This window comes from Actinophytocola sp. (assembly GCF_035634895.1).
Taxonomy (GTDB): Bacteria; Actinomycetota; Actinomycetes; order Mycobacteriales; family Pseudonocardiaceae; genus Actinophytocola.
Genome location: NZ_DASQCC010000211.1, coordinates 1 through 26,274, shown reverse-complemented (window position 1 = coordinate 26,274; position 26,274 = coordinate 1). Strand labels below are relative to the sequence as shown.

Here is a 26,274-nt window from a genome sequence, read left to right as displayed (position 1 = left end):
GGCTGGGGACATGTCCACACAACTGAGTCGGAGAACCCTGCTTGCCGGCGCGTCCGCGGCCGGGCTGGCGGTCGCCCTGCCCGGCATGGCGGCCGCCCAGACGCTCGCCTACGCGGCCTTCCGCGTGGTGCGGGCCTGCCCCGGTGACCCGGCGACACCACAGATCACCCTGCCGGCGGGGTACGAGATCCTTCCGGGTGCCAACTACTCCGTGGCCAGTCGCGCGGAGTACTACACCTTCGTCCGCGGCCCGCGGGCCGACGGCATCGAGATCCGGGTCGACTGGCCCGATGTGCCGATCCGCGCCGTCGTCCACCAGGAGACGCGGCTGCACCTGCGCCGCGACCGTGAGGGCGTGAGCTTCACCCTGCCCGTGACCCAGCCCTCGGCCGACGCGAACCAGCCGACGCTGCAGGTGTGGAGCAACCCGGACGTCGGGCCGGGCGTGTTCATGTCCATCGAGCACAACGACGCCGACCGGGTGGCCGGCCCGTGGACCTCCGTGGCCTGGCCCGAGGGCGAGACCCGGTCGGTCATCCACCAGCTCATCGCGGCGCGGGCCATCTTCACCGACTCCGGCATGCCCCAGGTGGCCGCGGCCAAGGGCCACCGCTTCGCGTTGCTGGGCTTCGAGACCAACAACACCCTGCACGCCGACAACCCGCCGCACTGGCACATCTCGTACAACTCCGGCCCGGACTTCAACGCAAAGACCCACAACCCGCACCTCTGGCTCAACACCGAGGGCGGCAACTTCTACAACGGCATGGACGTGACCGGTCTGGGCCGCCTGAAGTACCACGTCGACGAGCCGGCCCCCATCTACGACTTCATCGGCGACGCCAACAACGGCCGCGGCGACCTCGTCGTCACCATCACCATCCGCGCGGACGGCGGCCTCGACATCGCGACCCCGGACGGCCGGACCTACGCGATCGCCGCCGGCCGCAACGGGAACCTCCTCGACGAGGTGACGGTACTGCGCGGCGGCGAACCATGGTTGCGAGTCACCACAAGGGACCTGCTGAAGATGGGCCTCCTGGTCGTCCGGACCGACGGGCTGGGAAACCGGTCCCACAGCCGCCACGAGGTCCTGCGCTACGACCCGCTGACCGGCGTCCTCAGCTGACGTCGACGCCGCGAGCCCGGTAGGGCCGGCGGGACGAACCCGCCGGCCCCCGTGGTTCACGCGGTCAGCCTCCCAGGGTGTGGAACAGGTCCGTGTGGTCGTTGGTGCCGAGGATCTCCGTCGCGTTGGGGCCGATGCCCCAGACGGGGACGGTGGCGCCCGTGTGCTGCTGGCTCGGCGGGGCCGCCACCGGAGCCGTGCCGGCGCCGCCGAAGCCCGCGGTGCCGTAGGTCAGCGTCAGGGTCTGGCCGTCCTTGGTGGTGACGTTGGTCGAGTAACCCGTCGGCAGGCCCGAGCCGCCGGCGTCCTCGGACACGATCTGGCTCGTGTGCGAGTGGTCGGCGGTGGCGATGACCAGCGTGTCGGGGTGCGACCGCTGGTAGTCCAGCGCGACGCCGATGGCCTTGTCGAACGCCACGGTCTCGCCGAGCTGGCCGCACGCGTTGGTGGCGTGGTCCTGCTTGTCGATCGACGCGCCCTCGACCTGGAGGAAGAAGCCCTTGCGGTTCTCCAGGAGCCTGATGGCCTTCGAGGTCATGTCCGCGAGGCTCGGCTCGGCCGCCTGGCGCTGGTTCTCCACGCACGGGGCCGGGGCGTTGCCCTTGCCCGTCGAGGCGGCCGGGCCGGTCCACTCGAGTGACATGTTGCCGGCGCTGAACAGGCCGAGCACCGGCTTGTCGTCGCGGACCCCACGCAGGCCGTTCGCGTCGGTGACGTACTGGTAGCCCTGCCGCTTGGCCGAGTCCACCACCGTTTTGCCCTTGTCACGGCCGCCCGTGATGGTCTGCTCGAACCGGCCGCGGCCACCGCCGAGGATGACGTCGAAGTGGTTGTCGACCTCCTGCTCGGCGATCGAACCGAGGCCGCCGGCGTCCTTGGTCTCCTTCTTGCACGAGTTGGCCGTGTCGGCCGGGCCCTGGCAGCCACGCAGCGAGATGTGCGAGCCCTGCACGGCCGGCGTCGCGTCGGTGATCTCCGCGGTCGAGACGTTGCCGGTCCTCAGCCCGCGCCGGTGGGCCTTCTCCATCACCGACTCGTAGTTGCGGCCCGGCACGTCGATCGCGCTGCTCGGGCCCTGGGAGATCCGCTCGTCGAGGGTCTTCACGCCGGTCGCCCACATCGTGCCGGTCGACGCCGAGTCGGGGTCGTAGTCGGGCAGGTAGGGCGCCTTCGGCGCCGCCTTCACCGACCAGGTCGTGTCGAACCCGGTCAGCGGCATCCGGTCCACGTTGAGCTTGTTGTGCACGCCCTGGTAGTACCGGGCGGCTGTGATCTCCTGCGTGCCCATGCCGTCACCGATGAGGAGGATGACGTTCCTCGGGTGGTGGTCGTGCAACGCCTGCTCGATCTCACGCTCGTTGTCGGAACGGCCTGGCGACCCGTCCGCCACGACGGTGCTGGCCACGACCGCGACCGCGGCCGCGCCGACTGCGAGCACGGCAACCGCGCCACGTCTGTTCATGTCACGCCTTTCGCAAAGATTGGGACCGGCCGGACGTTATGCCCCATCAGGAGACAAGAGGTGACCACAAGGAGGCCAGCACATGACGGACGCGCCGATGATCAGGGACTTCTCTGACAAATGGCACAAACCACGACCAAGACGGCATCACTGACCGTCCACACGCGACTCCAATTCGCCGGGACGGACGGACTTGTTCGCCGGAAAGGCGCGAAGCGGACACCGCGCCGGATCGTCAGGACGCGGTGGAAGCGGCCCGTGCCGGGGGGACCCCGTCGCGGGGTGGCAACGGGGTCCGGCCGGGCGGCGGGGGAGGTCAGGCGGGGTCGGCGCGGCGCCAGGCGGCGGCGAACTCGGTGAACGAGATCTTGCCGTCGTGGTTGGTGTCGGCGTCGGCGAAGATCGACTCGATCTCTTCCTTGGTGACCGGCTCGCCGCGGGCGGCCATGGCCGCGTGGAACTCCGCGCCCGTGATCTGTCCGTCGCCGTTGACGTCGAGTTCGGCGAAGGTGTCGGTGAGCTCGCTGTCCACGAAAGGCCTCCTCGGGTAGAGGCACAGATGCTAGCGGCGCCGGTTGGCGGGGACGACCAGGCCGGTCTCGTACGCCACCACGACGGCCTGCGCCCGGCTCGTCAGCCGGAGCTTCCCCATGAGCCGTTTGACATGCGTCTTCACCGTCGCCTCGCTCAGCACCAGCCGCGCCGCGATCTGCGCGTTCGACAGGCCGTTGCCCACCAGGCACAGCACCTCGGTCTCCCGCGCGGTCAGCGTCGACAGCGTCGGCGCGTCGGCCGCGGCCGTGCGGTGGTGGCTGGCGTAGGTGTCGATGAGCTGCTGCGTGATCCGGGGCGCGATGAGGATGTCCCCCGCCACGACCGTATGGATGGCCGCGATGATCCGGTCCGGCGGCGTGTCCTTCAGCAGGAACCCGGACGCCCCCTCCCCGAGCGCCGTGTAGATGTACTCCGGCAGGTCGAACGTGGTCAGCACGATGACGTGCGGCGGCTCTGGCTCGGCCAGGATCCGCCGGGTGGCGGCGATCCCGTCCAGCACCGGCATCTTGACATCCATGAGCACGACGTCCGGGCGCGTCCGGGCCGTCAGCGCCACCGCCTGCTCCCCGTCGGCCGCCTCGCCCGCGATCTCCAGGCCCGGCGCGGCGTTCACCAGCGCGGCGAGCCCGGTCCGGATCAGGGCCTGGTCGTCGGCGACCAGCACGCGGATCGTCATGGCAGGTCCGTCATCGGCAGGCGCGCGACCACGTGGAAACCACCCTTCTCGGCAGGGCCGGCGGTGAGCACGCCCCCGTACAGTTCAGCACGCTCGGACATGCCGCGGATGCCGTGCGACCCCGACACCACGACCGGCGCCCGGCCGGCCCGGCCGTCGTCGCTCACCCGCAGCGTGAGGGTGCGCTCGCCGTACCCGATCTCCACCCTGGCGCTGGCCGGACCGGCGTGCTTCAGGGTGTTGGTCAGCGACTCCTGCAGGATCCGGTACGCGCACAGGTCCGTGCCGGACGGGAGCGGTCGCGGCTCGCCGGTGACCACGACCTCGACCGGCAGTCCCGCGGCGCGGATGCGGTCGGCCAGCTCGTCCAGCAGCGCCAGGCCGGGTTGCGGCGCGACGTCCGGCTCACCACTGGGGTCGACGCGCAGCACGTCCAGCAGCCTGCGCATCTCGAGCAGCGCCTCGCGGGTCGAGTCGCCGACGGCGGTGATCGCCGAGCGCGCGGTCGGCAGGTCGGTGTCGAGCACGTACCCCGCGACGCCGGCCTGCAGCGAGATGACCGACATGTGGTGCGCGACGACGTCGTGCAGCTCACGCGCGATGCGGACCCGTTCGTTCCCGGCCGCGCGGGCCGCGTCCTCGGCGAGCCGGCGGTTGCGTTCCCCCCAGCGCCGCGTGCTCTCCCCGAGCACCCACACGCACGCGATCACCATGGTGTCCTGGACCAGGTCCGGCCACCGGAACGGGCCGGGCAGGGAGCCGTACGTCACGCCCATGAGCACGACCGTGCCGGCCGCGACGGCGATGGCGACGCCCCGGGGCCTCAGCGTCGCGACGCTGAACAGTCCGATGAGGACACCGACGCCGCCGTTGGGGAACTCCCGGTAGTGCAACACCGTGTGCACGGTGAGGGCGGCCTCGATGACGGCAACGGTCAACACCGGGGCGACCTGGCGGAGCGCGACCGGGGCGGCGGTGAGCGTGGCGAGCACGTAGGCGAGCACGGGACCGTGGTGCATCGTCGCGAAGGTGATCGCGGTCAGTACGCCCGCGAGCAGCAGGTCGCCGCCGGCCGGCCTCCTGATCGTCGTCACGCGCATACCGTAATCAGGCAGGACTCGCGCTGTCGCGAACCCCGCGGGGTATTTGCGTCTACCCCCACGGGGGTAGACGAAGTTGCCGCCGTGGAGCGACGACGTGGGCCGGCCCGGCCATTTAGCTTCCATGCCATGAAGTCCCTGGAGAACGACGCGGCCACGTTCGGCGAGCTGCTGCTCCGGTACCGCAGCGCGTTGGGACTGCCTCAGGAGGACCTGGCCGAGGCCGCCGCGATGAGCGTGCACGCCCTCCGCCGCCGTGGTCCTGCCGCGCCGCACTCGGCGGTGGAGCTGGTCGGGGGTGAGCGGGAGGAGCTGCCGCCGGCGGCGCACCGCGCCACCACGTCGTCGCGGGTGCCGCCGGCGCCGTCCGACCTGGTGGGCAGGGACCTCGCGCGGTTCCGCGCGGACGACCGGCTGACCGTGGTGGCCGGCGAACCGGGCGTCGGCAAGACCACCTTGGCCGTCGCGGTCGCGAACCGGTTGCGGCCGGAGTTCCCCGACGGATGCTTCATGGTGGACCTGCGGGGCACGGGCGACCGGCCGCTGACCGCCCGCGCCGCGCTCGAACGGCTGTTGCGGGCGCTGGGCGTGCCGGCGTCCTGGATCCCGGGGCCGGAGGCGGACCGGGAGGCCCTGTACCGCACGATGCTGACGCGGCGGAAAGTCCTGGTGCTGCTGGACGACGCCGCCGGCGAGGCACAGGTCCGCCCGCTGGTCACGGCCACGCCGGGCTGCCTGACCCTGGTCACCTGCCGCCGTTCGCTCGACGGTCTGGCGACGGCACGGCGGCTGGACCCGCTCGACGCCGCCGACGCGGTCGAGCTGCTCGCCAGGATCGCCGGGCCGCGCCGGGTCCGTGCCGAGCCGGCCGCGGCCGAGGAGCTGGTGGCGTTGTGCGGGAACCTGCCACTGGCCGTGCGGATCGCGGGCAGCTGGCTCGTGGCTCGGCCACACTGGTCGGTCGCCGGCCTTGCCGCCCGGCTGCACCACGAGCACGCGGGCCTGCGTGCGGTGCTCGAACTGTCCTGCGACCGACTCTCCGAGGGCGCGCGGCTGCTGCTGCGGCGGGTGGCCGCCCTGCCCGGCGTGGACTTCGGCGCCGAGCTCGCGGAGGCGGCCGCCGGCAGGACCGACGGTCTCGACGAGCTGGCGGACGCCGGTCTGCTCCAGCGGACACCTGCTCCGGGCCGGTACCGGTGCCACGACCTGGTCCGCGGCTTCGCGACCGAGAACCGGTCGGACGAGGACGAGAAGGCGGCGCACGCCGTCCTCGACCACCTGCTCGCCACCGCGACGGCGGCCGGCCGGGCGGTCGCCCCCGAGTCCGGGGACGACACGGCCGACTGGCTGGTGCGGGAGGAGTCGAGCTGGGTCGCCGCGCTTCGGCACGCGGCCGTCCTCGGCCGGCACCGCGAGGTGGTGGACCTGGCCAAGGCCCTGCACCGGTACGCCGACACCCGGTGGACGGGACCGCCGTGGACCGAGATCTTCGGCCTCGGCGTGTCCGCCGCCCGCGCGCTCGGCGACCGCGGCGACGAGGCGCGGCTGCTCAACCTCCTCGGCTGGTCCCAGCTCGTCTGCGACGCCGACCCCGACGCCGCGCTCGGCACCCACCGGCAGGCGCTGGCGGTCGCGGACGACCGGCTCGAACAGGCCTGGGCACACGCGCACCTCGCGTCGGTGCTGCGCCGCCAGGGCCGGCTCGACGCCGCGCTCGACCACGTGCGGCAGGCGAGCACGCTGGCCAGGGAGTTCGGCTTCTGGGTGGCGCAGGTGCCGGTGCGCAACCGGCTGGGCCGGATCTTCCAGGCGCTGGGCCGGTGGGACGAGGCGTTCGTCGTGCACAGCGTCCTGCTCGCGGACACGCTCACCCGCGGTGGTGAGGTCTCCGCGGAGCAGCGGCGGTGGCAGGCGACGCTGACCCGCGTCGAGGTCGGTCGCTGCCTGTTCGCGAAGGGGGAGTGGCGGCGCGCGGCGGAGGCGTTCCGCGAGACCCGCGAGGTGCTGGTGGCCATGGGCGCCGCGGGCCAGGACGCGGACGCGGCGCTCAACGAGGGCGAGGCGTGGCTGGCGGCGGGGGAGCACGCCCTGGCACGGGAATGTGTGCGGTACGCACTGGACGCCTACGGCGACGCGGCGCCGGCCGGCCGTCGTGACCAGGCACTTGCCGCGCTCGACCGGTTACCGCCGGGTTGAGCCATTCGGGCACCGTCGTTGACCAAACGTCCAGAACACCACCCGCGAGGCCGGCCGGCGGGTAACTGTGGACCGGAACCGGTCGAAAGGAGTGCGAGCGCGATGCGGGGGAGCGACGACAGGTACGGCTGGCTCATCGACGACTTCGCCGGCAGGGTGCCCGGGGTGGTGCACGGCATGGCCGTGTCCGCCGACGGCCTGGTGCTGGCGGCGTCGGACAGCCTGCCGGCCGAGGGGAGAGCCCAGCTCGCCGCCCTGACCAGCGGTCTGGTCAGCCTGACCGACTGCGCGGCACGCTGCTTCGACGCGGGCGAGGTGCACGACACGATCGTGGAGATGGACGCGGGCGTGATGCTCGTGATGTCCCTGGGGGACGGTTCGAGCCTCACCGTGCTCGCCGACGCCGCCCACGACCTCGGCGAGATCGCCTACGAGATGACGCTGCTCGTCGACCAGGTCGGCCGCATGCTCGCCCCACCCGCGCGTGACTTCGGCGGTGAGCGGGCGCCGGCCGGCCTCGCGGACCGCCATGGCGCGGAGATCGTCGACGTGCCTGCGTAGCAGACGTTCCACACCGCGGATCGAATGTGCAATCTGCACGCATATTCGATCGCCTTGACATGCCCGCACCGTTGACGCCGAGAAGCTTGCTCGATAACGTGTGCAATACGCACATAATTGAGCGAGCTGGAGGAGTCATGGCGGACGTTCTGGAGACCGGGGTGCTGGTGGGCGGCGCGGGCGCGGCCGGGCTGACGCTGGCGATCGACCTCGCCCGCAGGCAGGTGCCGTTCGTGCTGGTCGACAAGGCGTCGCGGCCGTTCGTCGGGTCCCGCGGCAAGGGCATCCAGCCGAGGAGCCAGGAGGTCTTCGAGGACCTCGGCGTGATCGACCGGATCGTGGCCGCCGGCGGCGAGTACCCGCCGCAGCGGTACTACACCGAGGACGGCACGGTGGACCGGCCGACCGTGGAGCTGTCGCTGGCGACGCCGTCCGAGCCGTACCAGATCCCGTTGCTGGTGCCGCAGTTCCTGACCGAACGCGTGCTGCGCGACCGGCTGGCCGAGCTGGGCCACGCCCCACGCTACGGCCACGAGATCACCGGCTTCGCGCAGGACGAGAACGGCGTCACCGCCCGACTGACGACCCCGGACGGCGAGCTGACCGTGCACGCCGGCTACCTGGTGGGCGCCGACGGCGGATCGAGCTTCGTCCGTAAAGGGCTCGGCATCGGCTTCGAGGGCAGGACACTCGGCGTGCGGGCGATCGTGGCCGACGTGTACGCCGAGGGCCTCGGCGCGGACGTCTGGCACCGGTGGGGCGACGACACACCGTCGCAGGTGTCGATGTGCCCGCTGTACGGCACCGAGATGTTCCAGCTGCAGGCGCCGGTCCCGTTCGACGTGGACTTCGACCTGTCGGCGGCGGGGCTCACCGCGTTCCTGCGTGAGCGCAGCGGCAACGACGGCGTCACGATCACGTCCGTGTCGTGGGCGTCGGTGTTCTCCATGAACGCGCGGCTGGCCGACACCTACCGGCAGGGTCGGGTCCTCCTGGCCGGCGACGCCGCACACGTGCACCCGCCGACCGGCGGGCAGGGCCTGAACACCAGCCTCCAGGACGCCTACAACCTCGGCTGGAAGCTCGCGGCAGTGCTCGGCGGCGCCGACGAGTCCCTGCTCGCCACGTACGAGGAGGAGCGCAAGCCGGTCGCCGAGGAGGTCCTCGGGCTGTCCGCCCGGCTGCTGCGCACCGACCGGGAGCGCATGGTCCGCGGCCGCGAGGGCAGCCAGCTCGACCTCGGCTACCCGCACTCGTCGCTGGCCGCGGCCGACCCGGACCGGAACAAGGGTGTGCTGGCCGGCGACCGCGCCCCGGACGCACCCGTCACCGGCGCGGGCGGCCTGCCCACCCGGCTGTTCAGCCTTTTCCAGGGCCCGCACTGGACCCTGCTCGGCTACGAGACCGACCGCGAGTCGGCGCCCGCGGCGCGGGCCGGCCTGCACATCCACCTGATCGGCGCCGCCCGCGGCGACCTCCGCGACACCGACGGCCAGGTCCGCGACACCTACGGCCTCGAACCGGGCGAGTGGGTGCTCGTCCGCCCGGACGGGTATGTCGCGGGCGTCACCGACCGCGTGGCGGCGGTCGAGGCCTACCTCCGGCGCGTCGGCGTTCGGACCTCCTGAACCCCGAGACGGAATCGAGAAATCCAATGTCCACTTCGGACTGATCATCCCGCGTCGTTCGCCACGACGCCGAGCGTCGTCGCGGCAGTGCACAGCGCGAGTTCAAACGCCTCCAGCGGCAGGCCAGGCGCGACCTGCGCACCGTGCGCCGACGCGGGGAGACCGCCGCGATTCTCGCCCGCGCCCGGCTCGTCGAGTTGGGTGTGCGGGGCCTCGGCACGCTCCTGGCCGCCCTTCCCGGAGGAAAGGCAAAGGGATAGCGGAGAAACCAGCGGGCCGGAACAAAGGTCCCAGGTTCAACCCCTGGCGGGACGACTGTGGCCGAAGCCGAGGTAGACGAGGCCCTGGACCGTGAATCCAGGCGAAGCCGGTGCGAGTCCGGTCGGCCACACCATCTCCGTTGCGCGGCACCCGATCCGCCGTCACGACCTGCGGAACTCCGCGCGCCAGCGGGACTCGTCGTTGTCGATGGCGTGGATGGTGAGGCCGCCGGTCGCGAAGGACTCGATCTCGGCCCGCGTCAGTGGCCACGGTGGGCCCTGGGCGGCGGGGTCGCCGTCGCCGGCGGCCGAGATGACGAGCAGGGTGCCGCCGGGTGCGACGAGTGACGTCACACTTTCGATGGCCGCATCGTGCAGGTCGGGCGGAAGTGCTTGCACGGTAAGGCTTTCCACGACCAGATCGAAGGCGTGGTGCCATTCGGCGGGTGGGTCGAGCAGGTCCGCCACCCGGTAGTCGACCACCGTCTCGGGGAAGCGGTTCCTCGTCGACTCGACCGCGGTGGGGGAGACGTCGAACGCCACGGTGTCGTAGCGCAGCGACGCGAGGTACTCGGAGTCCCTGCCGAGGCCGCAGCCGATGACGAGCGCGCGCTGGCCGGTGCCGTCGCGGTCCCGTGCCCAGTCGGCCAGCAGGGCATGCGGGGTGCCGCGGTCCCACGGGACGATCGCGTCACCCCGCTCGGCCTGACTGTAGAGCTGTTCGAACCAACCGGTCGGGCTGTCGCTCGCGGCGGCCAGCCCACGGGCGTGCGCGTCGGGATCGTCGATCATGGTGTGGATGCCTTTCCAGGATTCGGTCCCGGGTGAACAGTCGGCGCCGGACGGCCTCAGCGTCGCGAGCCGGGGGTCGTCGAGTGAGTCGAGCGCGGTGCGGAAGGTCTCCGCGAACCGGGCGGCGGTCCGCGGGTCCAACAGGGCGTGCCGGTAGCGGAAGCACAGGTTGAGCCGGCCGTCGAGCGTGACCACGCCGACGGCCAGGCCGGCGGGCAGCCGGACCGGCGGGGAGAACCACACTCCGACGGCCGGCGCGCCGGGACCGAAGTCCAGTGGTCCGCCGATCCGGCCGAGGTTGGACAGCATGGCGGTGTCGCCGACCGGGATCAGCCGCCGGGCCAGCGCCAGCAGCCGTGCCTTCACGGCGACCGGCAGCCACGGCGTGGCGAACAACCGGCTCACCGCGTCGATCTGCGGTCCGCCGCCGAGTTTGGTCGCGGCGGTCTGTCCGGTGATGTCGGCCAGCAGCCCGTCCGGCGAGCGCCCCTCGGCCGGCGGCATGCCGGTGACCACGGTCAGCCTGGACAGGTTGCCCAACGGTTCCTCGGCGCCGGGCGTCGCGCGTGCGTTGACCGGCATGGTGATCCGGACCGCCCCGGCGTCGTGACCGTGTTCCCGGTTCCACGTCTCGACCGCCAGCACGAGCGCGGCGATGAGGACGTCGTTGACGGTGGCGGACTTCGTGAGTCCGTCTCGGACCCCGAGCGGCAGGGACGTCAGGTGGAAACCGCTGCCGGGCCCCGGGGCGGCGGTGTCCACCGCGATCCGGGTGGCCTGCCGTGGGTACCGGGTGTGCTGCGCGGTCACGGTTCTGCCGGCCACCGCCCGGACGGCCAGTGGATCGGCGACGGGCGGGTCCGGCAGTCCGGCGTAGCGGCGGGCGACCGAGCGCAGCAGGCGCAGGCACGACATCCCGTCCATGGCCGCGTGGTGCACGTTGAGGAACAGCACGTCCTGGTCCGGACCGACCGCGTGCCGGAACCGCAACGGCGGACCCAGGTCGAGCGGCGGCGCCGCGGCGAGCAGCGACGCCCGGTGCCCGGCCAGGTCGTCCTCGGTCCGCCACCGCACCTCGTCGAGCGGCGCCACCGCAGGCGCGTCGGCGATCGCCCAGGTGAACCGCCGGTGCCAGCCACGCCACCGCACCCGCAGCGCCCTGGCCAGCGGGTGCGCGGCGAGCGAGGCCAGCACGGCCGCGCGCAGCCGGGCCGCGTCGAGGTGCCCGTCGACCCGCACCTCGAGGTGGATGCCGTTGGGTTCGGCCGCGCTGTCGACGTGGCAGCCCAGCTCATCGACCGGGGTGAACGGCAGCAGTACGGTCATCGACCCCCCTCCCCGCGCCACTGGTGACGCCAATCCAACCATTGACCGCCGGGGGCAGCGGCATGTGCGGCTCGGCGCGGCGGGAACTCCGGCGCCCGCTTGGCGTTCCGCCCGCGGCCACTTCTCCCTGGAGCTGCGGGAGGCCCGCTCGGGGCCGTGAGTGCCGACCCGCGCCGCGGCGGACCGGCATGCGGCCGGGCGGAGATCCGCTTGTCTAGGCTGACCGCGTGAGTGAACCGGAGGCCGAGGGAAAGCGGGTCAGCTGGGCGGAGCTGTTCTTCGACCTGGTGTTCGTGTTCGCGATCACGCAGCTTGCCGCGTTCGTGCACCACGACCACGGGTGGCACGGTGTCGGCGCCACCGTCGTGCTGTTCCTGCCGATCTACTGGGTCTGGGTCGGCACGACCATGCAGGCCAACCGGCGGGACCTCGAACAGCCCGCGGAGCGGATCGCGATCTTCTTCGTCGCGTTGTGCGGGTTGGTGATGGCGTTCGCCGTGCCGCAGGCGTACGACAACCGGGGGCTGCTGTTCGCGGGGGCATACTGGGCCGCGCGCATCGGTTACGGCGTGTTCGTCTTCCGCCGGGAACTGCGGTACCTCCAGCCGTTCTCGGTGAGCATCGCCTTCACCGGACCCGTGCTGCTGGTGGGTGCGTTCCTGGACGGCCCGGCACGGGAGATCCTGTGGCTGGCCGGCGCCCTGGTCGACCTGGCGATGCCGTCGCTGCTGCGGCGCAGGCTCGCCAGCATGCACTTCGACGCCGCGCACCTGACCGAGCGGTTCGGACTGTTCGTCCTGATCGCGCTGGGGGAGTCGGTGGTCGCGGTCGGCGCGCCGGTGGCCAACTCGGGCGAGCCGGTCGGCGTGGCGACACTGTGTGCGGCGTGTGCCGCGTTCCTGCTGTGCTGTGCGTTGTGGTGGGTGTACTTCCACTTCGCGAACGACGCCATGCGGCACGCGCTGACCGTCGCCCCGGTGCAGCTGACCATCACCCGGCACGTCCTGTCGTACGGGCACGTGGTGTTCATCGGCTCGATCGTGGCGATCGCGGTCGGCATGGCGGAGACCGTCGCCGAGCCGACGCACCGGCTCGGTTGGGGGTACCTGGGCCTGCTGTACGGCGGCGCGGCGATGTTCCTGGCGACGTTCGGCTACACCCGCTGGATGATGTTCCACCTGGTGTCGACGACCAGGCTCGTCGCCGCGGTCGTCGTGCTGGCCCTGCTGTCGGTCGCCTGGCTGTTGCCGGCGCCGGCGGCGATCCTGCTGCTGGCCGCCGCGCTGGTCGTCCTCAATGTCGTTGAGCTGTACCGAGTCCGCCGCAGCGCACACGCCTAGCGCCGCCCGTCATACTGGGTCGACCGGCTGCCCACTGGAGGACCAGGTGCGAACCATCGCGACGATCGTGTCGGTCGCCTGCGTCGTCGCCGCGGTGACGACCGGCTGCGAGACCACGCCGTTCCGGAACCCGTCGCCGGATCCGTCGTCGCCGGGCTCGGCGACACCGGCCGCCAGGCAGTGGCCGATGCCCGACCTGGTCGGCAAGGACCTGCAGGACGCGCAGGACCAGATCCAGAAGCTGACCGGCGACCGGGTCTTCTACACCAGGTCCCACGACCTCTCCGGCCAGGGCCGGAACCAGGTGGTGGACGCCAACTGGAAGGTCTGCACCCAGAACATCGCGCCAGGCGGGGCGGTCACCATGACCGCCAAGATCGACTTCGGCGTCGTCAAGACCGGCGAGTCCTGCCCCTGACGGCCCGCGTTCACCGGTCCGTGGCTTCGGGTCGCTCAGGAGTCTCGTTCGTCGGGCAGCGGGTGGGCGTCCGCCGGGTGTTCGACCAGCGCCAGGATCTTGCTGGCCATGAAGCGGGCGGTGCGCACCGGGGTGCCGTTGCGGGTGACCTCCGCGACCTCGACCACCCCACGCCCGATCGTCACCTCCACCCGGCGGCCCGCTCTCGTGGCCACCACGTCGTAGGTTCGGGTCGCGTCGCCGGCGTCGACCACGATCTCCACTCGGTCGCTCTTCATACGGGATGTCCTTCCGGCTGTGCCGGTACCTCACCCCAGTATACCGAACTCTTGTTCGATTACGAGTCGGCCACCCGCATCATCAGCTTCGCCGCCAGGCCCAGCAGCTCCTGCTCCGTCTCGCTCAGGGTCTCGGCCATCGCCGCCGCCAGCCACTGCTCTCGCGCTTCGCTGTACGCGCGCAGCGTCCGCAGGCCCGTCGTGCTGATCTCCACCAGCATCTGCCGCCCGTCGCTCGGGTCGCGGCGGCGGGTGACCAGCTCCTCCCGGTCCAGCGCCGCCAGTACGCGGGTCAGCGACTGGGGATGGATGCGCTCCGCCTCCGCCAGCGCCTTCGGGGTGTGCGTGCCCGCCCGGTGCAGCCGCCTCAGCACCGCCAGCTCCAGCGGGCTCGGACCGCCGCGCTCGCGCGCCGCACGCATCCGCCAGTTCAGCCTCCCGACGCCCTCGCGAACCAGTCGCGAGAGCTCGGCCAGATCCTGTTCGGGGCGCATGGTCCGAATCTAGCCGTCAGGTCGTCGCGCCCCGGACCAGCCGGGCATAGTGCCCGTCCCGTACCAGCAGCTCCTCGTGGGTCCCGCGCTCGACGATCCGCCCGGCGTCCAGCACCACGATCTGGTCCGCGTTCACGACCGTCGACAGCCGGTGCGCGATGGTGATCGTCGTGCGGCGTGCGGCCAGGCGGTCCAGCTCCGCCTGCACCGAGCGTTCCGTCCGGTTGTCCAGCGCGCTCGTCGCCTCGTCCAGGATCAGGATCGGCGGGTTGCGCAGCAGGATCCTGGCGATCGCCAGGCGTTGCCGCTCGCCCCCGGAGAACCGGTAGCCGCGCTGACCGACGATGGTGTCGTAGCCGTCGTCCAGCGCGACGAGGGTGTCGTGCACGTGCGCCGCGCGTGCGGCGGCCTCGATCTGCTCGTCGGTCGCGTCCGGCCTGGCGAAGCTCAGGTTCTCCCGCACGCTCGCGTGGAACAGGTACGTCTCCTGCGACACCAGGCCCACCGCGGCGGCGAGCGAGTCCAGCGTGACGTCCCGGATGTCGACGCCGTCGACCAGGACCGCGCCCTCGGTCACCTCGTACAGCCTCGCCACCAGGTACGCGAGCGTCGTCTTCCCGGACCCGGTGGCGCCCACCAGCGCGGTCGTCGTGCCGGCCGGAATCTCCAGGTCGATGTCGCGCAACGTCCACGCGTCCTCGTACCGGAACGACACGCCCGCCAGCCGCACCGTCCCACCCCGAACCGCCAGCTCCGTCGCGCCGGGCGGTCGTCGATCTCCACGGGCAGGTCCAGCACCTCGAAGATCCGCGCGAACAGGGCGGTCGACACGGCGAACTCCTGACCGACCGACTGCATGGCGGTGGCCGGACCGACCAGCCGGTTCAACATGCTGGTGAACGCCACGATCGTGCCGATGCTGGCCGGGTTCGCGCCGTAGGCCAGCGCCAGGCCGGCGACCCAGTACACCAGCGCCGGCACGGCGGTCAGCGCACTGCGCCGGGACGCCGTCTGCCACCGCCCGGCGAGCGCCGCCTCCCGCGCGACACGGGAGATCTCGCGTGACTCGCCGGCGAACCGGTCCCGCAGCGCCCGCGCGTTGCCGGTGGTCCTGGTGAGCAGGATGCCGGCCACCGACAGGGACTCCTCGACCAGCGTGGTCAGCCGCGCGAGCATGCGTTGCCGGCTGCCGGCCAGCGCCCGGCGCCTGCGGCCGAGCCTCAGCGTCAGCAGCAGGAACAGCGGCACGACGACGAGGCCGAGGACCGCCAGCTGCCAGTCCAGGATCAGCAGTGTCACCGCGATGGCCAGCGTCGTGAACCCGTTCTGTGCCACCGAGCTGACCGTCGTGTTGACGACGTTGTCCACGCCGCCGACGTCGTTGAACACCCGCGAGAGGACCTCGCCGGTCCGCGTCCTGGTGAAGAAGGAGAGCGGCATCCGCTGCAGGTGGCCGTACACGGACGTGCGCAGGTCGTTCATGACCAGCTGGCCGATCGTGTTGGCCACCCCGGTCGTCGCGACGCTCAGCGCGCCGCTGCTCAGCGCCGAGCCGAGCATCCCCATGGCCAGCAGGCTCAGCAGCACGGTGTCCTGTCGCGGCAGCGCGGTGTCCAGGATCTCCCGCAGGAACAACGGGGACGCCACACCGAGCCCGGCCTGGAGCAGGAGTAGCGCCAGCAGTCCCGCGAGCCGCGCCCGGTACGGCCGGAACAACGCGAGGATCCGGTTCAGCGGCACGCGCTGGTCCGCGTCCTGCTTCGCCTCGCCGAGTGAAGTCATAAACATGAGCGTACTAATCACGCTCAGTGAGCTGCTAGCGGATTGTCAAAGTGGCGGATTTGGTCAATATGTGTTTACTAGTGCGGTAGCCGTTCGCTCTCGGGGGTCGCGCCGGGGCCGGGTACCGCGAGGACGTCCGCCATCTCCGGGGACTCTCCGCATGCCGCGCAGCTGGTCGACACGTGGACGGCGCCACCGCACTCGCCGTGTTCGAAGAGGATCGGTGGGCCGTCCGGGGCCTCCCAGCGGTCGCCCCACTCCGTCAGGGCCATGATCACGCTCCCGAGCTCGCGTCCCTTCCTGGTGAGGACGTACTCGTTGGCCCCGTCGCCGGTCGGGCGCGGCCTCATCAGTCCGGCGGAGACGAACCCCTCCAGCCGCTTGGCGAGGATGTTCGGCGCGATGCCGAGCCGGCGCTCGAACTCCGAGAAACGGGTCATCCCGGCGAAGACGGCGTTGCGGACGATCAGCAGGCTCCACCGCTCGCCCACCAGCTCCAGCGCGCGTGCCGCCGAGCAGTTCTCGCGTTCGTACAGCCGACCCAACATGGACACCATGGTACTTGTGTGATGCAAGTCAGACACCCCACTCTCGGCGGATGCCGTCCTCGCGATCAGGTGGTTACGGTTGAGGAGAGGGTGACTACCGGGAGGGACGTCGATGTCCATCACCACCGAGCTGATCGGCAGCATTCCACGACCCGACTACCTACTGGACGGCATGGCGCGGGCCGCCGCGGGGGAACTGGACCCGGCCGGTCTCGACGCACTGGCGACGCGGGCACTGACCGACACCATCGAGAGACTCGAGGCCCTGGGCTCCCCGGTGGTGACCGACGGGGAACAGACCAAGCCCAGCTTCGCCACCTACCCGCTGCGGGGGCTCGGCGCCCTCGCGCCGGACGGCGTGGTCATCCCGTTCGCGGACGGGCACACCCGGCAGCTGCCCCGGCTGACGGCGGGACCCTTCCGGTACGGCGAGTTCGCGGCGTCCTACCTCGCCGCGGCGCGGAAGATCGCCACCCGGCCGGTCAAGCAGCCGGTGATCGCGCCGTCGGCGCTGAGCCTGCTGTACCCGGCGGACGGGATCGACGGCTACCCGCGCGAGGCGTTCCTGGCGGACCTGGCCGACCAGGCGGAGGCCGACATCCGGCAGTGCCTGGCCGGGGGAGCGGATTCGGTCCAGCTCGACTTCACGGAGGGCCGGCTGTCGGTCAAGCTCGACCCGTCCAAGGGCGTGCTACGGGACTTCGTCGACCTGAACAACACGGTGCTCGACCGGTTCACCGCGGCGGAACGCGCCAGGATCGGGGTGCACACCTGTCCCGGCGGCGACCAGGACTCGGTGCACAGCCTGGACGTCGACTACGCGGAGCTGCTGCCGGACCTCTTCCGGCTGCACGCCGGCACCTTCTACCTCCAGCTCGCCAGCGAGCCGGACCGGGCGCGGGTGCTCGGCATCGTCAAGGAGCACTCCCGGGCGGACCAGCGGATCTTCGTCGGCGTGATCGACCCGATCGACCCGAGGGTGGAGACCGCGGAGGAGGTGCGCGACCGGGTCGTCGAGGCCGCCGGTTACATCCCCGTCGAACGCCTCGGCACCTGCGACGACTGCGGGTTCGCCCCGTTCGCCGACGACGTCTCGACCTCACGCGAGACCGCCTTCGCCAAGATCGAGGCCCGCATCGAGGGCACCCGTCTCGCCGCGGCGGCGCTCGGGGTCTGACCCGGCTCGGTTGTCGGTGGTGGTCGGTAACGTGTGCGCCGTGAACGCTCGGGAACGGATTGAGGAGCTCGCCGGCCAGGTGGTCGCGCTGCGGGACGCGTACTACCAGGGTGCGCCGACCGTGGCGGACGCCGAGTACGACGCGATCGAGGACGAGCTGCGTGGGCTGATCGCGGCGCACCCTGACCTGGCGCCTGACCCGAACCCGCTCGACCAGGTGGGCGCGCCCGCGGTGCTGCACGCGCCGGTCCGCCACTCGCGGCCGATGCTGTCATTGGAGAAGGCGACCCGCCCCGAGCAGGTGGTGGCGTTCTTCGACCGCTTCCCCGGCCAGCCGGTGGTGGTGATGCCGAAGCTGGACGGGCTGTCGCTGGCGCTGGTCTACGAGGACGGCCGGCTCGTCCGGGCGGTCACCCGCGGCGACGGCACGACCGGCGAGGACGTGACCGTCCTGGTGCGGGCGCTGACCGACGGGATCCCGGGGCGGATCGGCGCGCCGGGCCGGGTCGAGGTGCGTGGCGAGGCGGTGATGCTGCGCTCGACGTTCGCGGCCTACAACGCCGCGCACCCGGACCGGCCGCTGATCAACCCGCGGGGCGCCGCGGCCGGCACCCTGCGGGCGAAGGACCCGGCCACGGTCGCCGAGCGGCGCCTGCGGTTCTTCGCCTTCGACCTGTCCTCGGACGGCGCCGGGAGCGACCTGGCGGAGGCGCTGTCGACGCTCGGGTTCACGGTCGCGGACATGCGGCACCGCACCGACGCGGCCGCCGCGCAGACGGTGATCGCCTCGATCGAGGCCGGGCGGAACGACCTGGACTACGACCTGGACGGCGCCGTGCTGCGGCTGGCCAACCGGGACGCGTTCGCGGCGGCAGGGACCCGATCCTCGTCGCCGCGGGGCGCGCTGGCGTACAAGTTCGCGGCCGAGGAGAAGACGACCGTGCTGGACGACGTCGTCTGGGACGTCGGCAAGACGGGCAAGATCGCGCCGGTCGCCCACCTGAAGCCGGTGTTCGTGGGCGGCACCACGGTCACCAGGGCGACGCTGGCCAACCAGGAGGTGATCCGGGCCCGCGGCATCAGGATCGGGGACACGGTGCTGGTGCGCCGCGCCGGTGACGTGATCCCGTTCGTGGCCGGGGTGCTGGACGCGTCCAGGCGCACGGGTGCGGAGCGGGAGATCGTGCCGCCGAGCACGTGCCCGTCGTGCGCGCACCATCTCACGGAGCAGGGCAACAGCCGCGAACTGTTCTGCACCAACGTGGCCTGTCCCGCCCAGACCGTGCGCCGGTTGATCCACTGGGCGTCGCGGGCGGCGGCGGACATCGAGGCGGTCGGTGGCGTGTGGATCGAACGGCTCGCCGAGGCCGGGATTCTCGAGCACCCGTCGGACTTCTACACGCTGACCGCGCAGACGCTGCTGGAGTTCGACCGCATCGGTGAGGTGTCGGCCGCACGCATGATCGAGTCGATCGACGTGAGCCGTGCCGTCGGCCTGCGCCGGGCGCTCATCGGGCTGGCGATCCCGATGGCGTCCGAGGGCACCGCGACCCGCTTGTGCCGCGCGGGTTTCGGCTCACTGGAGGAGGTGGCCGACGCGGGCGAGGAGGCACTCGTCGCGGTGGAGGACATCGGTCCGAAGGTGGCCGCGTCGCTGATCGAGCACCTGACGCGCCTGCGCCCGGAACTGGCGCGGCTGCGGGCGCGGGGCGTCTCGCTGGACGTGCGCGAGGAGGACCTCCCGCCGGTCGTGGCGTCCGACGCCCCGCTGGCCGGCAGGACGGTGGTGGTCACCGGCGCGATCAACGACCCCCGCTCCGGTGAGAAGGTGCCCCGCCCGACCTTCCAGCGGCTGTGCGAGAAGGCCGGCGCGACCACCGCGACGTCGGTCTCTGCGAACACCGACCTGCTGATCACCGGCGCCGACGTCGGCGCCGCCAAGCTGACCAAAGCCGAGAAACTGGGAGTCCAGGTCGTCGACCAGGGCGAGATCTGGCAACAGCTGATCGCGGCCGGCATAGCCTAGAACTCGCGCTGTGTCGCGAAAGCCGAACCGGTTCTGGAAGTTCTGGCGCCACCGGGTGAGCACCTGGCGGAAACCGCCGGCCGCCGTCGAGAGGTCCTAGCGGCTGGGGCCGAGGTGCTGGATCGTCCACCCTCGGCGGTAGCTGCGCGGGCGGGGGAGGTAGGGCCGGCTCTCCCGCCGGGGTGGCAGCTGCCGGAACAGCAGTCCGCGTGCCCGCATGGTCCCGCGCACCAGCTGGACGAACCAGCGGCGCGGGGCGGGCAGCCCGAGCACCGTGCGCAGCGGCGGGTCCAGGAACGCGGCGATCGCGTACGGCACGATCCGGCCGACGAGCGGCCGCAGCGGCGCGGGGAACCAGCCGACGATCACGGCGAGGATGTGGTCGGCGACCTCGCGGTTCACCGGGTCGAACACGGCGTGCTCGGCACGCGTCTTCTCGAGCAGCCGCCGGAAACCCGCGTAGTCCTCCGGAATCCCGCTGATCCCCATCAGCTCGCCCTGCCGCCGCGCGCTGTGCACGAGCGCCTCGATCTCCTTCTCGGACAGCCGCCGCCAGGCGTAGGAGTCGATCCAGTCGATGGGGGAGAGGGTCTGGGACACCAGGACGTACAGGAACTCGTCGTTGGTGATGCGGTAGCTGCGGTGGATGTTGTTGACCACCCGCACGGTGTCCCGCCCGTGCGGGCTGTCCGGACCGTGCCGCTTGATCTCGTACTCCGCCAACATCGTGTCGTCGAAGCGTTTCTGGCCCTCGTCGGCGAAGTTGCGGCTCTTGGCCAGCACGTGGCTGATCGACGGGATGAGCAGGTCGGTCATGACGGAGAACTGGAAACCCACGCGATAGTCCCACGGGAACTCGTAGCGGGTGACGAGCCGGCAGATCTCCGCGTGGTCGCGTTCGGGGTCCAGGGTCTGGATGTACCGCGCGCGCCGGTACCGCCCCAGCATCAGGCGGCGGTCTTCCTGGCGACACCGGCGAGCACGTGCGTGCGCGGCGGATCGTCGGCGAACAGCGTGCGGTCGTCCGGGTGCCACGCGGGCGCGTACACGACCCCGGGCTCCTCCAGCGGCCAGTCCCCGAAGAACCGCGCGAACTGCGCCGCCGTGCGGCTCAGCCCCGGGTTGGTGGTGCTCTCGTACTGTGCGGCCACGTAGTCCATCGCCTCGCGTTCCGCGTCGTCGACGGGGTTCTGCGTGGTGATGTGCGACAGCACGAGCATCGAGCCCGGTGGCAGCTGTGCGCGGTAGTAGTCCAGCGCGCCGGCCGGGTCCTGGTCGTCGTCGATGAAGTGCAGGACCGCGTTGATCACCAGCCCGACCGGCTCGTCCGGGGTGACGAGGCCGGTCTTCCGGATCTCCTTCCACAGCTCCCGGGGCCGCAGGAGGTCGCCGGCGATGGCGTGGTGCCGGGTCGGATCGGCCGTCTCGGCCAGCAGGATCTGGGAGTGGGCCAGCGCCACCGGCTCGTTGTCGACGTACACGACCCGGGTGTCGCCCGCGCCGCTCGCCGTGTCCGCCACCTCGTGCACGTTGCCCTCGGTCGGCAGTCCGGACCCGAGGTCGACGAACTGGCGGATCCCGGCGTCGACGCAGTGGTGCACGGCACGGCCCAGGAACTGGCGGCAGGTACGGGCCGCCGGGGCGATGATCGGCAGGGCGGCGCGCACCTTGTCCGCGAACACCCGGTCGATCGCGTAGTTGCGCGTGCCGCCGAGGAAGTAGTCGTACACCCGCGCCGCGGACGGGCGGTCCAGACTGCCTTCCAGGCTCCGCATGGCGTCCATCGATCCGCCTCCCCGGAGTTCTGTGTGTGGGTCGCGTCCCGGCGATGGTACGGGGGTGGCGCGGTGGGGTGTCTCCCGGGACGGGGCCTAGTGCTGGGGTTTGCGGCCCACCCCGCCCCAGATCACGGCCTGGTTCGGCTGGTCGAACTCGATGACCGGGGAGTTCGGGCCGGCCTCCTCCGGGTGCCAGGACTGGGACCAGCTCATACCCGGTGACAGCAGCTCGAAGTCGCCGAAGTACTTGCGGATCTCGTCCCGCGGGCGCCAGAGCACCGGGCTGCTCGACGTGTCGTACATCCGCTTGAGCTCGGCGAGCTGCTCGGCGATGTCGTCGGGCACGCCGTCCGCGGTGCCGTGGGAGATGGCCAGGTACGAGCCGGCGGGCAGCAGCTCCCGGTACCGTGCCAACGCGCGCTGGGTGACGTCCACGCCGTCTGTGTCGAACTGCAGTACGTGCAGCACGGCGATGAACATGAGCGCGATCGGCTGGTCCATGTCGATCACACCGGTCTCGATGACCCGCTGCCACAGGCGGTCCGGGTTGCGCAGGTCGGCGTTGATCACCGCGTGCCGGTTGGGGTCGCCGTTCTCCTCCAGCAGCACCTGGGAGTGGGCGACCGCGACCGGCTCGTTGTCGATGTAGACGACCTTCGACTCCGGCGCCACCTCGTCGGCGACCTGGTGGGTGTTGCCCATGGTCGGCACGCCGGCGCCGATGTCGACGAACTGCCTGACCCCCTTGCCAACGAGGTGTCGCACCATCTTGTGCAGGAACAGCCGGTTGGCGACCGCGATCTGGCGCAGCAGCGGAAACATGGACACGGCGCGCTCACCGAACTCGCGGTCGATCGCCCAGTTCGCGGTGCCGCCCAGGTACCAGTCGTACACGCGGGCCACGCTGGGGCGCTCGAGGTCGACTCCCTGGGGCGGGAAAGGGTCGTCCTGCTCGGCGTCGGTCACTTCTGGTCCTTCCCTCCTGCTTGTCACACCCGGATCCGGGTGCGGAGCTCCTGGCTCATCTTCTCCAGGAACTCCGCGGTCTCGCCGCGTTCCAGTGCCGCGCCGCGCAGCCGGTCCCACGCGTCGACGAACAGCTCGAAGTCACCCTCGTCGTCGATGTAGGTGCCGCCGGCGGCGTGCTCGATGAAGACGAAGTCCTTGGTGGCGTCGGAGAACCGCATGATCGTGAAGTCGTTCGGGACGAAGGAGAGTTTCGTGTCGAACGGAAGGATGTGCACGAACGTCCGCTGGTAGCGCTGTTCCAGGTCGAGCAGGTGCTGGGCCTGGTCGAGCGCGACCGAGGCGTTCGGGCCGCCGGGCATCCGGCGGAACGCGGCCTCACCGAGGATGAACCGGTAGAACGGCGGCCGCTTGAGGTCGAAGACCTGCCTGCGCTCCAACCGGTTGCGGACCAGCGCGGTGACGTCGGTCGCGCGGGCCTCGCTGAACTGCTTGAGCATGTAGTGCTCGGACTGCAACGGTCCGGGAATGCGTTCGCCGTGCCAGCTGAGGATCTCCGAGGCGGCGGGTTCGAGGTCGGTGAACGTGCGGAACCAGTGCGGCACAGCGGACCGGTACCCGGCCCACTGGCCGCGCTGCACGCTGGAGCGTGCGAGCTCGGTCATCATGTCGACCTCGGTCTTGCTGGCCCCGAAGGCATCCAGCATCTGCTTGAGGTCGGCCTGCTTGACCGAGACGGCCCCCGCCTCGATCTTGTTGATCTTCCCTTGCCCGCAGCCGAGAAGCTCGGCGACTTCCTGCTGGGTCATGCCGGCCGCCAGCCGCGCACGACGAATCTCGTTGCCGAGCTGTCTGCGCCGCGACGTCACCGTGCTCGACACCGGCGTCTCCCGCTCTCCGCTCATGGGGCCAACGAGTGGATCACCTTAGTCCACCCTCGCCACCACAGTAGTTCAGGCGGTCGTGCCGGCGTCTCCCACAGAATAATCGCCGACCTAGAGACCTCGGGCGGTCGGACCGGTGCCGGTCCTGGTCACGGCGAGAAACGCGCCCCAGCTCGCGTCGCCGAAGACCAGGACCGGGCTCGCTTCCGGTTTGGTGTCGCGGATCCCGACCACTCCTGGCGCACCGCCGAGGTTCACCTCGACGCAGTTGCCGCCGTTGGGTCCGCAGTAGGTCGCCGTCTTCCAGGTGTTGTCGGGCAAGGCATCGTGCATGGTCATGTCGCACTCCCCAATGATCAACTCTCCCCTTGACGCAGGATTAATCGTGCACCAAGATTAATCTCGAATCAAGAGTCGGGGAGGTGACGCGAGGTGGTAGACGTCGCAGGGCACCTGACAGTCGATGTCGGGCCTGCCGGTTACGGGGAACTGATCGCGAAGCCGAGGACCTGCCCGAGCAGAGCCGCCGCGCCACCGAATGATTATTCCGAGGAGGTAATAGTCCTCGGTCGGCTCAAGCCAGGGATGGCGTCCGAGACCCGTCGGGTCGTGCACGTGTTCGCGCTGGTGACAGACCTGCTGCACGACGCCGTGGTGCGGGCGCGCTGCGGTGTCGCACTGGTCGCCGGTGATCTTCAGTGGTTGCCGCGGTTCGCCGGCATGCCGTGCGAGCGGTGCGTGCTGACGGGCCGGTCTCAGCCGATGCTGGGGATGAACGCGGGCGGCTGGTAGGCCGGATGGGCTCGCTCGAAGGCCGCCGCCAGGGCGAGAACCTTGGCGTCGGCCCAACGTTCGGCGAAGAACGAGATGCCGATCGGTAGCGGGCCGGCGTATCCCGCGGGCACCGAGACGTTGGGATATCCCGCGACGGCGGCCGGTGTCGACGAGCCGAGTTCGAACGCGTCGCCGGTGGCGTAGTCGGTTCGCCAGGCCGGGCCGTTGGTCGGCGCCATGATCGCGTCGAGGTCGTGCCGGTCCATCGTCTCGTCGATGGACCGGCGCGCGGCGTCGGTGGCGGTCCGGCGTCGCTCCAGGTAGACGGGGTCGGTCGGCGCGGGCGCGGCCTCGGCCTGCTCGAACAGCTCCTGCCCGAACCTGGACAGCTCGACGGGATCCCGTTCGTTGAAGGCGATCACGTCCGCGAGCGTGTCCGGGGCGCCGGGCCGGGCGGCGAGGTACCCGCCGAGGTCGCGGCGGAACTCGGTGAGCAGCGCGGGCAGCTCGTTGTCGTTGACCACGTCCTGGTAGGGCAGGTCGACGTCGACGACGGTGGCGCCCCGGGCCGTCAGCACGGCGACCGACTCGCCGACCACCCGGTCGACGCCGGCGTCGACGCCGGACAGCCGCCAGACACCGATCCGCTTGCCGCGCAAGGCACCCGGCCGCAGCAGGGCTGCGTAGTCCGTGGGTTGGCCGGCGGGAATATTCCGGGTCGCCGGATCGGCGGGGTCGCGTCCCTGCAGCACAGACAGGGTGATGGCCGCGTCGACCACGTGGCGGGTCATGGGCCCCGCGGTGTCCTGCTCGGCCGAGATCGGGACGACACCGGTCCGGCTGACGAGCCCGAGCGTCGGCTTGTGCCCGACGATGTCGTTGGCGCCGGCCGGGCAGACGATGGAGCCGTCGGTCTCGGTGCCGACTGCGACCTGGGCGAGCGAGGCGGCGATGGCGGCCCCGGAGCCGGAGGAGGAGCCGCAGGGGTTGCGGTCCAGTACGTAGGGGTTGTTGGTCTGACCACCGACACCCGACCAGCCGGAGGTGGAGTGGGTGGAGCGGAAGTTGGCCCACTCGGAGAGGTTGGTCTTGCCGAGGACCACGGCCCCGGCCCGGCGAAGCCGGGCGACGAGGTGAGCGTCGGCCTGGGGGCGGCTGCCGTGGAACACCCGCGAACCCGCGGTGGTGGGCAGGTCGCGGGTGTCGATGTTGTCCTTGAGCAGCACCGGAATGCCGTCGAGCGGTCCACGCAGGTGTCCCGCGCGCCGGCGTGCGTCGCTGGCCGCGGCCTCGGCGAGCGCGTGCCCGTTGACGGCGACGATCGAGTGCACCTTCGGCTCGACCGACTCGGCCCGGTGCAGGTAGGCGGTGGTCAGCTCGACGGAGGTGAGGCGCCCGTGAGCCATCCGCTGTTGCAGGTCGGGAATGGTGGCCGCGTTGAGGTCGAACCCGAGCGGTCCACCGGCGTGGTCATCCTCCGCGGTGGCCGCCTCGGGCAGCACGGCGAGCACGACGAGAGCGACGACGGCGACCGGCAGACGCATTCGAGGCATGCCAGCCATGCCACTCCACCGGAGAGCGCAAAGCTAGCCCCATTCGCAGGATTCCTGCCCAGCTGATGGCCTGACCGGTCCCGGCCGGGCGAGCTTGCCGACTCCCGTCGCGGCAGGCCTGAACCACGCCATACGGTCCATTGTGGACGAAAGGCGGGCATGGTCACACCTGCGTAACGAGCCCTTATATGGCGCCGGCGTGTCTCGATACCCCCCCGGGGGGTCACTGGCGGGAAGGCAGGACATGGCGTTTTTCGGTGTTACACATGCCGCTGAGCGGGAGGGGGCGGTGGCACCCGATCTCGAACCCGTGCGCGGCCCCGCACCGGACCCCGTGCGGGGCCTGTACCGGGCACTGGGCAACCGGTCGCTCGCCGACCTCGGCCCGACGGGTCCGGTCCCGGCTCCCGCCGGGGGCACGACGGTCGCACGCCAACTCGGTGGCGGTCTGCACCTCGGCCCGGATCCCGTGCCGGCGCCCGCCGGTCCCGCCTCGGCCGCGCCGGCCACCACCACGCCGGCCACCACCACGCCGGCCACCACCACGCCGGCCACCACCACGCCGGCCACC

General features: G+C 71.5%; 26 protein-coding genes and 1 tRNA gene. 11 read left to right on the top strand and 16 right to left on the bottom strand.

What is annotated here, in order from left to right; translation table 11 throughout:
- Positions 1-10: 10 nt before the first annotated feature.
- Positions 11-1,129, top strand: a complete 1,119-nt coding sequence (locus VET29_RS32165; protein ID WP_324927713.1) for a hypothetical protein — start codon at positions 11-13, stop codon at positions 1,127-1,129.
- A gap of 64 nt (positions 1,130-1,193) precedes the next feature.
- Here the strand turns inward: VET29_RS32165 and VET29_RS32160 are convergent, their stop codons facing one another.
- The 4 genes from VET29_RS32160 to VET29_RS32145 all read right to left on the bottom strand — a co-directional run bounded on the left by VET29_RS32160 (position 1,194) and on the right by VET29_RS32145 (position 4,922).
- Positions 1,194-2,591 carry an alkaline phosphatase gene (locus tag VET29_RS32160; protein ID WP_324927711.1) on the bottom strand — a complete coding sequence of 466 codons (1,398 nt, stop codon included), beginning with the start codon at positions 2,589-2,591 and terminating at the stop codon, positions 1,194-1,196.
- 316 nt (positions 2,592-2,907) lie between these two features.
- The gene (locus VET29_RS32155) at positions 2,908-3,123 is read right to left on the bottom strand and encodes an EF-hand domain-containing protein (protein ID WP_324927708.1); all 216 of its coding nucleotides are present in this window, start codon (positions 3,121-3,123) and stop codon (positions 2,908-2,910) included.
- Positions 3,124-3,153: 30 nt separating this feature from the next.
- A complete protein-coding gene (locus VET29_RS32150) occupies positions 3,154-3,822 on the bottom strand; it encodes a response regulator transcription factor (protein WP_324927706.1) in 669 nt (222 codons plus the stop codon).
- Positions 3,819-4,922 (bottom strand): sensor histidine kinase, encoded by a 1,104-nt coding sequence (locus VET29_RS32145; RefSeq protein WP_414636675.1) that lies wholly within the window; start codon positions 4,920-4,922, stop codon positions 3,819-3,821. Before VET29_RS32145 ends, VET29_RS32150 begins: the two co-directional genes overlap by 4 nt.
- A 129-nt stretch (positions 4,923-5,051) precedes the next feature.
- Here VET29_RS32145 and VET29_RS32140 point away from each other — a divergent pair, with 129 nt between their 5' ends.
- From VET29_RS32140 to VET29_RS32125, 4 genes are all read left to right on the top strand, one after another.
- Complete coding sequence (locus tag VET29_RS32140; protein WP_324927702.1) at positions 5,052-7,118, top strand: ATP-binding protein; 2,067 nt, start codon at positions 5,052-5,054, stop codon at positions 7,116-7,118.
- 102 nt (positions 7,119-7,220) lie between these two features.
- Positions 7,221-7,679, top strand: coding sequence for a roadblock/LC7 domain-containing protein (locus VET29_RS32135; RefSeq protein ID WP_324927700.1), 459 nt, complete (start codon positions 7,221-7,223; stop codon positions 7,677-7,679).
- Between the two features lie 137 nt (positions 7,680-7,816).
- The gene (locus tag VET29_RS32130) at positions 7,817-9,307 is read left to right on the top strand and encodes an FAD-dependent oxidoreductase (protein ID WP_324927698.1); all 1,491 of its coding nucleotides are present in this window, start codon (positions 7,817-7,819) and stop codon (positions 9,305-9,307) included.
- 317 nt (positions 9,308-9,624) lie between these two features.
- A tRNA-His gene (locus VET29_RS32125) sits at positions 9,625-9,701 on the top strand.
- Positions 9,702-9,729: 28 nt separating this feature from the next.
- On the opposite strand, the gene VET29_RS32120 is transcribed toward VET29_RS32125, so the two are convergent.
- Positions 9,730-11,685 carry a methyltransferase domain-containing protein gene (locus tag VET29_RS32120; RefSeq protein WP_324927696.1) on the bottom strand — a complete coding sequence of 652 codons (1,956 nt, stop codon included), beginning with the start codon at positions 11,683-11,685 and terminating at the stop codon, positions 9,730-9,732.
- Positions 11,686-11,912: 227 nt separating this feature from the next.
- Between VET29_RS32120 and VET29_RS32115 the strand changes: the two genes are divergently transcribed.
- Both VET29_RS32115 and VET29_RS32110 read left to right on the top strand, forming a co-directional pair.
- Complete coding sequence (locus VET29_RS32115) at positions 11,913-13,025, top strand: low temperature requirement protein A (RefSeq protein ID WP_324927694.1); 1,113 nt, start codon at positions 11,913-11,915, stop codon at positions 13,023-13,025.
- A gap of 46 nt (positions 13,026-13,071) precedes the next feature.
- Positions 13,072-13,443: a PASTA domain-containing protein gene (locus VET29_RS32110; protein ID WP_324927693.1), complete on the top strand. Its 372-nt coding sequence runs from the start codon at positions 13,072-13,074 to the stop codon at positions 13,441-13,443.
- A gap of 35 nt (positions 13,444-13,478) precedes the next feature.
- Here VET29_RS32110 and VET29_RS32105 read toward each other — a convergent pair whose 3' ends face one another.
- The 5 genes from VET29_RS32105 to VET29_RS32085 form a co-directional block, all read right to left on the bottom strand.
- The gene (locus VET29_RS32105; protein WP_324927691.1) at positions 13,479-13,721 is read right to left on the bottom strand and encodes a hypothetical protein; all 243 of its coding nucleotides are present in this window, start codon (positions 13,719-13,721) and stop codon (positions 13,479-13,481) included.
- 59 nt (positions 13,722-13,780) lie between these two features.
- Positions 13,781-14,215 (bottom strand): MarR family winged helix-turn-helix transcriptional regulator, encoded by a 435-nt coding sequence (locus VET29_RS32100; protein WP_324927688.1) that lies wholly within the window; start codon positions 14,213-14,215, stop codon positions 13,781-13,783.
- Between the two features lie 16 nt (positions 14,216-14,231).
- Positions 14,232-14,900: an ABC transporter ATP-binding protein gene (locus VET29_RS32095; protein WP_324927686.1), complete on the bottom strand. Its 669-nt coding sequence runs from the start codon at positions 14,898-14,900 to the stop codon at positions 14,232-14,234.
- Positions 14,789-15,997, bottom strand: a complete 1,209-nt coding sequence (locus VET29_RS32090) for an ABC transporter ATP-binding protein (protein ID WP_324927683.1) — start codon at positions 15,995-15,997, stop codon at positions 14,789-14,791. Before VET29_RS32090 ends, VET29_RS32095 begins: the two co-directional genes overlap by 112 nt.
- Before the next feature lie 77 nt (positions 15,998-16,074).
- Positions 16,075-16,545, bottom strand: coding sequence for a helix-turn-helix domain-containing protein (locus VET29_RS32085; protein WP_324927681.1), 471 nt, complete (start codon positions 16,543-16,545; stop codon positions 16,075-16,077).
- A 112-nt stretch (positions 16,546-16,657) separates the two neighbouring features.
- Here VET29_RS32085 and VET29_RS32080 point away from each other — a divergent pair, with 112 nt between their 5' ends.
- Together VET29_RS32080 and ligA are read left to right on the top strand one after the other, a co-directional pair.
- On the top strand, positions 16,658-17,722 hold the full coding sequence (locus VET29_RS32080) for a cobalamin-independent methionine synthase II family protein (protein ID WP_324927679.1): 1,065 nt from the start codon (positions 16,658-16,660) through the stop codon (positions 17,720-17,722).
- A gap of 40 nt (positions 17,723-17,762) precedes the next feature.
- Complete coding sequence (gene ligA, locus VET29_RS32075) at positions 17,763-19,748, top strand: NAD-dependent DNA ligase LigA (RefSeq protein ID WP_324927677.1); 1,986 nt, start codon at positions 17,763-17,765, stop codon at positions 19,746-19,748.
- A 96-nt stretch (positions 19,749-19,844) separates the two neighbouring features.
- Here the strand turns inward: ligA and VET29_RS32070 are convergent, their stop codons facing one another.
- From VET29_RS32070 to VET29_RS32050, 5 genes are all read right to left on the bottom strand, one after another.
- Positions 19,845-20,696 (bottom strand): oxygenase MpaB family protein, encoded by an 852-nt coding sequence (locus tag VET29_RS32070; protein ID WP_324927675.1) that lies wholly within the window; start codon positions 20,694-20,696, stop codon positions 19,845-19,847.
- On the bottom strand, positions 20,696-21,532 hold the full coding sequence (locus VET29_RS32065; protein WP_324927673.1) for an SAM-dependent methyltransferase: 837 nt from the start codon (positions 21,530-21,532) through the stop codon (positions 20,696-20,698). Before VET29_RS32065 ends, VET29_RS32070 begins: the two co-directional genes overlap by 1 nt.
- Before the next feature lie 87 nt (positions 21,533-21,619).
- Entirely contained in the window at positions 21,620-22,492 is an 873-nt protein-coding gene (locus tag VET29_RS32060) for an SAM-dependent methyltransferase (protein WP_324927671.1), read from the bottom strand.
- Positions 22,493-22,515: 23 nt separating this feature from the next.
- Positions 22,516-23,373, bottom strand: coding sequence for a helix-turn-helix transcriptional regulator (locus tag VET29_RS32055; RefSeq protein ID WP_324927777.1), 858 nt, complete (start codon positions 23,371-23,373; stop codon positions 22,516-22,518).
- A gap of 114 nt (positions 23,374-23,487) precedes the next feature.
- A complete protein-coding gene (locus tag VET29_RS32050) occupies positions 23,488-23,715 on the bottom strand; it encodes a DUF397 domain-containing protein (protein ID WP_324927669.1) in 228 nt (75 codons plus the stop codon).
- A gap of 246 nt (positions 23,716-23,961) precedes the next feature.
- Between VET29_RS32050 and VET29_RS32045 the strand changes: the two genes are divergently transcribed.
- Complete coding sequence (locus tag VET29_RS32045) at positions 23,962-24,168, top strand: hypothetical protein (RefSeq protein ID WP_324927667.1); 207 nt, start codon at positions 23,962-23,964, stop codon at positions 24,166-24,168.
- Here the strand turns inward: VET29_RS32045 and VET29_RS32040 are convergent.
- A complete protein-coding gene (locus VET29_RS32040) occupies positions 24,132-25,712 on the bottom strand; it encodes an amidase (protein WP_414636674.1) in 1,581 nt (526 codons plus the stop codon). The two genes, VET29_RS32045 and VET29_RS32040, sit on opposite strands and share 37 nt — an antisense overlap.
- A 280-nt stretch (positions 25,713-25,992) precedes the next feature.
- Here VET29_RS32040 and VET29_RS32035 point away from each other — a divergent pair.
- Positions 25,993-26,274: hypothetical protein (locus VET29_RS32035; RefSeq protein WP_324927665.1), on the top strand; the 282-nt coding region annotated here is incomplete at its 3' end.

Coding starts and splice junctions, on each gene's coding strand:
- VET29_RS32045 (WP_324927667.1), top strand. CDS start 23,962: ATGGCGTCCGAGACCCGTCGGGTCGTGCACGTGTTCGCGCTGGTGACA.
- VET29_RS32145 (WP_414636675.1), bottom strand. CDS start 4,922: ATGCGCGTGACGACGATCAGGAGGCCGGCCGGCGGCGACCTGCTGCTC.
- VET29_RS32120 (WP_324927696.1), bottom strand. CDS start 11,685: ATGACCGTACTGCTGCCGTTCACCCCGGTCGATGAGCTGGGCTGCCAC.
- VET29_RS32160 (WP_324927711.1), bottom strand. CDS start 2,591: ATGAACAGACGTGGCGCGGTTGCCGTGCTCGCAGTCGGCGCGGCCGCG.
- VET29_RS32140 (WP_324927702.1), top strand. CDS start 5,052: ATGAAGTCCCTGGAGAACGACGCGGCCACGTTCGGCGAGCTGCTGCTC.
- VET29_RS32065 (WP_324927673.1), bottom strand. CDS start 21,532: ATGGACGCCATGCGGAGCCTGGAAGGCAGTCTGGACCGCCCGTCCGCG.
- VET29_RS32105 (WP_324927691.1), bottom strand. CDS start 13,721: ATGAAGAGCGACCGAGTGGAGATCGTGGTCGACGCCGGCGACGCGACC.
- VET29_RS32130 (WP_324927698.1), top strand. CDS start 7,817: ATGGCGGACGTTCTGGAGACCGGGGTGCTGGTGGGCGGCGCGGGCGCG.
- VET29_RS32070 (WP_324927675.1), bottom strand. CDS start 20,696: ATGCTGGGGCGGTACCGGCGCGCGCGGTACATCCAGACCCTGGACCCC.
- VET29_RS32150 (WP_324927706.1), bottom strand. CDS start 3,822: ATGACGATCCGCGTGCTGGTCGCCGACGACCAGGCCCTGATCCGGACC.
- VET29_RS32090 (WP_324927683.1), bottom strand. CDS start 15,997: ATGACTTCACTCGGCGAGGCGAAGCAGGACGCGGACCAGCGCGTGCCG.
- VET29_RS32085 (WP_324927681.1), bottom strand. CDS start 16,545: ATGTTGGGTCGGCTGTACGAACGCGAGAACTGCTCGGCGGCACGCGCG.
- VET29_RS32100 (WP_324927688.1), bottom strand. CDS start 14,215: ATGCGCCCCGAACAGGATCTGGCCGAGCTCTCGCGACTGGTTCGCGAG.
- VET29_RS32080 (WP_324927679.1), top strand. CDS start 16,658: ATGTCCATCACCACCGAGCTGATCGGCAGCATTCCACGACCCGACTAC.
- VET29_RS32040 (WP_414636674.1), bottom strand. CDS start 25,712: ATGGCTGGCATGCCTCGAATGCGTCTGCCGGTCGCCGTCGTCGCTCTC.
- VET29_RS32135 (WP_324927700.1), top strand. CDS start 7,221: ATGCGGGGGAGCGACGACAGGTACGGCTGGCTCATCGACGACTTCGCC.
- VET29_RS32165 (WP_324927713.1), top strand. CDS start 11: ATGTCCACACAACTGAGTCGGAGAACCCTGCTTGCCGGCGCGTCCGCG.
- VET29_RS32050 (WP_324927669.1), bottom strand. CDS start 23,715: ATGACCATGCACGATGCCTTGCCCGACAACACCTGGAAGACGGCGACC.